Origin of the sequence: uncultured Gimesia sp., assembly GCF_937910335.1 — a bacterium.
GTDB lineage: Bacteria > Planctomycetota > Planctomycetia > Planctomycetales > Planctomycetaceae > Gimesia.
On sequence record NZ_CALEMX010000241.1, the window covers coordinates 1 to 4,739 of the forward strand.

A 4,739-nucleotide genomic window follows, 5' to 3' on the forward strand; every position below is an offset into this window, starting at 1 on the left:
GAGTGAACCGCATCAGTTCATGTTACACACAGGAACGGTTTTTTCCGGACTGGAAGATGGGATTCTATAATTTAGAAGAGATTGCCGATCTCGATTTCTTCAAACTGCGATCTTGCCTTAAAACATTTCAGGATATCAATTCAATTGAAGATAAGAAAAACCTCGCAAAGTATGCATTACAAATCTTTATTGAGCTCAAAGCAAATCCACAAGTACTTCAAACGAATTGATCGCGGGCTTTTCAAATAGATTCTTGGCGGTATTTAAAAAACGCCTCAAGGAATATTTCCCTGAGGCATTTTTTACATCAATACTGTATCACATCAAGTTGAATCTCTTCAATCTAGTGATTATTAACGGTAATTCCAGTCCAGTCGTCGGTGCGGAAAGGCGTTAGTGGGAGACCTTCTTTATTCTGAACATTCAGGATGGGGTTGTCGGCCCAGCCATAACGGACAGATGCTGGTTTCGCGACTGCATCGCTCCAGACTTCGATTTTGTCCTTGCCAAGGAGCTTTGCGTTGGCATGTACAAACTTCTTGTCCGCACCCGCAATCGTAAAACCGATGGGGGTATTGACGTCGAATAAATCCAATCCGCCGCCTACATGATCAAAGGTGAGGATGGCTTTATTGCCTTTGACTTCCATTGATTTGTACTGCGGGCTGTGATGCACAACCTTCACACCATAATCTTTAGCCAGCGCCCAACGCGCCAGTCGTTTTCCAACATCCAGCTTATTTTTGGGGTGAATGTCAACCGCTTCACCCAGATCGATAATAACGGCTTCTCCCGTATTGGGGAGTTTGCTCATGGTCATCGTCTGTGCTTCGCGGAGTTCGGCCCAGTCACTGTCAGCAGGTTCTGATTTTTCAGCACGGAAGTCAGCAAGCTGTACCCAGTAGAAGGGGAAATCACCCTGTTTCCACTCATCGCGCCAGTTCTGGATCATAAATGGGAAGAGTTTACGGTATTGGTACGCACGGCTGGCATTTGATTCACCCTGGTACCAGATGGCGCCTTTGATGCCATATCCAATAGTAGGGTGAAGCACGCCGTTATAAATATTGGAAGGTCGGTGATTACCAGTCAGTGGATTACGTGGTGGACGTGGACGCCGTGGTGCTGGTTTGCCAGCAACTTTGGCTGCTTTTACAGCGGCGTTCCATTTTTCCATCTGATTTTTGTATCGCTCCATCGATTTTTCGTGATCATAAGTTTTTTCAGTCAGCTCCCAGCGTTCCATCAGTCCTTTGAAAGCGGGTTCTTCTTCCAGGCGCTTGCGATTGACCCAGGCTTCTGCAGAAGACCCCCCCCAGGCATTATCAATCAAGCCGATAGGTACGTTTAAGGTCTGATATAGTTGTCGTCCGAAGAAATAGCCGACACCAGAAAAATTGGCAACCGTCTTGGGGGTACAAGCTTCCCATTGACCATTGAAATCGTCTTGAGGTTCCTGTGTTCCCACCTGTGGTACCGATATCAATCGGATTTTCGGGTAGTTGGCTGTCATGATTTCCAGGTCGGCATCAGTGGAAGAAGCCACGGTCCAAGCCATATTTGACTGACCGGAGCAGATCCAGACTTCGCCTGAGAGCACATCTTTCAGCGTGATGGCTTCTTTACCTTTGATGGTAATTTCGTAAGGACCACCGACTTTCAGGGGATCAATTTTGACTATCCACTTTCCTTTTGCGTCGGCAGTCGTGCTGTGAGACTGTCCGTCGACAGAAACGGTAATTTTTTCTCCAGGGTCAGCCCAACCCCAAAGTGGATTTTTCTGTCCTTGCTGCAGGACCATGTGATCGCCGATAATGGCAGGAAGTTTGATTTTTGCTTGTGCCTGGTTTACATTAAAGGCATTCAATGCTACCAGTATGAGTAGAGCCACTGCTAGTGGTCTAGGGGAGGGACGATTCATGTGTTGTTCCTTGCAGGATGAGTAGAATAGTGAAGACTTATCAATCAGGGTATTCTGCTATAGCTTGATCTTAGTGCGCTAAATTTTCAAGCGATACCTCTCTAATCGTTGGATCAAATCTTTTTTTCATTTGTTCTAAATTGTTATGGTGATTCATGAAACGGCTATTGTGTCTACTTCTTTCATTGGCAAGTTGTGCTTTTTCGTTTACTTCTGTGCAGGCAGAAAATGATAAGCCTGATGAGAAACGTTACGTCATCATTCACGCCGACGATGCAGGCATGTCACATTCAGTGAATCTCGCCACGATTGAAGGCATGGAAAAAGGAATCGTTTCATCGGCGAGTATTATGGTTCCCTGTCCGTGGTTTAAAGAATTTGCTGACTATGCAAAAAATCATCCCGAAGGGGATTATGGGATTCATCTCACACTTAATTCCGAATGGAAAAATTATCGCTGGGGTCCTGTCACCTCGCGTGATCAGGTTCCCAGTTTAGTGGATGGCGAAAATTACCTCTGGGACAATGTCGGGCAGGTTATGGCGCATGTGAATGTAAAAGATGCGGAAAAAGAGTTGCGCGCTCAAATAAAGCGTGCTAGAAAATTTGGTGTACCTCTAACGCATCTGGATACACATATGGGAGCCGTGGTCAGTCGTCCTGATTTACTCGAAATGTATGTCAATCTGGGAATTGAATACGAGTTGCCGGTGTTGTTTGTGGCAAACCTGGATCCGAAGAAATATGGTTTGATCGCGGAGAAAGCAAAAGAACTGAAAGCCGTTCTGAAAAAAAATGGATTGCCCGTACTCGATGAGCTGGTCCAATTCTACGGAGAACGTGATTATGAGAAGCGAAAAAATACTTATTTGCAAACGTTGCGCACTCTCAAGCCGGGTGTAACGCAGATCATTATTCACTGCGGATTCGACAATCAGGAACTTCAAAATATTACGAATAGTTCTTCCAGACGAGATGGAGACCGCCGTGTGTTTACCGATCCGCTGGTCATCAAGGAAGTCAAAGAGCAGGGCATTGAGGTGATTACCTGGAGAAAATTCCACGCAATGGCCCGCAAGAAAGTGGCTGCGGCTGAATAACGGGTCTTGAATCAATCATTGTGTTCGATTTGTTTCAGCCAACCTTCCAGGGAAAAAGCGGGGTCGCCCTGTTCCTCTGGTTTAAGACACTTCAGTTTCTCCCGATTCAAATACGAAAGTTGAAAATCGACGAGTGTTGCTCCCCGTTGATGCAATTGGGTTCCATACAACCGTTCGAGTTGAATCTGGTTCAAATCACACCAGCGGCCTGAGTTGATTGTAGGGAGCTTCTGAATCTGTCGTTTCGAGAGCAGGGGAGTGCCAAGGTGTTGGTGAATCCACAGCAGGGCATCCTTGTGGATCATGTAAGGTCGGTGGCCTCCCTGAGATTCGAACCAGGCATGCACTTTTCCTGATGCACCCTGCGAATCGTAGATTTTAGCTGCTTTGGTAACAGCTGTCCGCGTATTTCGCCAGGCAGTGCCATCATCGTCTGAATCGATGATCCAATCGGCATCGCCGTTCATGACCATTACAGCGCAATTTGGGGCAGCCAGCGAGAGGAATTCCTCCCAGGTGCAGAGTTCTCTCAGTTTTTGATTGGGAACTTTCGTACAATATTTACTGCGGAGTGTAACGTTACTGTAAGCCCAGCCTGAAACAATCGCCAGTTTGAGTCGTGGCTCTAAAGCAGCCATCCAACTGGCAACGGCGCCCCCCAGTGAGTTCCCTGCTACGCCAATTCTGGATTGGTCAACATCATCTCTCTGGCATAAAAAATCGATGCCGCGCATGGTATCAAATACCAGTTTTCCCATGATGGGACGATTCGCTGCGAGTGCCCTTTCGTGGACCGCTTTCGGATCGTGGGCTCGTGTGCCAAGTCTGCCTTTGATGTTCCGTTCTTCTTCACCAAGTGGATCAATGGCCAGGCAGATGAGACCTGCCCTGGCATATGCTAAGGCGGCGTAATTGTATTGCCACTGGCTTTTACTGCCTCCATGTCCGTAGGTCAGGATCATTGCGGGAGCGGGTTTTGTCAGAGATTTCGGACGATAAAGAACTGCAGGGATTTTCGAACCTGGTTCGCTGGTAAAAACCCACTTTTCGATAACCGTGCCGTCGATTTCCAGTTCGCCTCGCTTTTCACTCTTGAGTGCAACGTTCGTTGAGGGGATACCCATCGTTTTTTTCAATTTCTGCCTGGTTTGGTTTTTCCAGTTTGTAAATTCAGCGGGTTTCTTTTGAGTGGATGAGGCCGTTTTCGATTGAGGACCATTCCAGTTAGCTGTGTTGATTGCGAAATATTTATTTACAAAAGGTGGTTTTTTACGGCTGGCATACCAGATACGAAAGCTCCCGTCTGGAAACGCCATGACTGATTGACTGGTGACATAGTGTGATTCCCAGGGACGCTCAGGGGCCGGTTTGAATACGGGGTTGGCAGGATGTCGATACCATTTGAGTCCATCAATACTAACGGCGAATCCCAGTGCCGTCGTGTTTTTGCGACCTGTCCAGTAACTCCCATACCACATTAGATAGACATCATCTATTTTCAGCACAGTGGGGTAGAATAAACGCCCTGATTCCCATTCCTGATCGATTTCCAAAACAGGATCGGTAGTGACACGCCATTTTTTTCCATCCAGGCTGGATGCATGTTTGATGCACCAGTGCTTTTTTGAGACATCAGTAAACCACATCTGATAAGTGCGGCCCGTTTTCAGAATTGTTGGAGCATAGACATGATTCAGCTCGGCCGGACTGGGAGCTGT

Annotated in this window: 4 protein-coding genes; 2 read left to right on the forward strand and 2 right to left on the reverse strand. The window is 47.0% G+C overall.

What is annotated here, in order from left to right:
• A partial coding sequence (locus tag Q0668_RS09625; RefSeq protein ID WP_298863471.1) for a hypothetical protein occupies positions 1-230 on the forward strand: 230 nt, incomplete at its 5' end.
• Positions 231-343: 113 nt separating this feature from the next.
• Here Q0668_RS09625 and Q0668_RS09630 read toward each other — a convergent pair.
• Positions 344-1,921, reverse strand: coding sequence for a sialate O-acetylesterase (locus Q0668_RS09630; RefSeq protein ID WP_298863474.1), 1,578 nt, complete (start codon positions 1,919-1,921; stop codon positions 344-346).
• 155 nt (positions 1,922-2,076) lie between these two features.
• Here Q0668_RS09630 and Q0668_RS09635 point away from each other — a divergent pair, with 155 nt between their 5' ends.
• Complete coding sequence (locus Q0668_RS09635) at positions 2,077-3,021, forward strand: polysaccharide deacetylase family protein (protein WP_298863477.1); 945 nt, start codon at positions 2,077-2,079, stop codon at positions 3,019-3,021.
• An 11-nt stretch (positions 3,022-3,032) separates the two neighbouring features.
• Here the strand turns inward: Q0668_RS09635 and Q0668_RS09640 are convergent.
• A partial coding sequence (locus Q0668_RS09640) for an acetylxylan esterase (RefSeq protein ID WP_298863480.1) occupies positions 3,033-4,739 on the reverse strand: 1,707 nt, incomplete at its 5' end.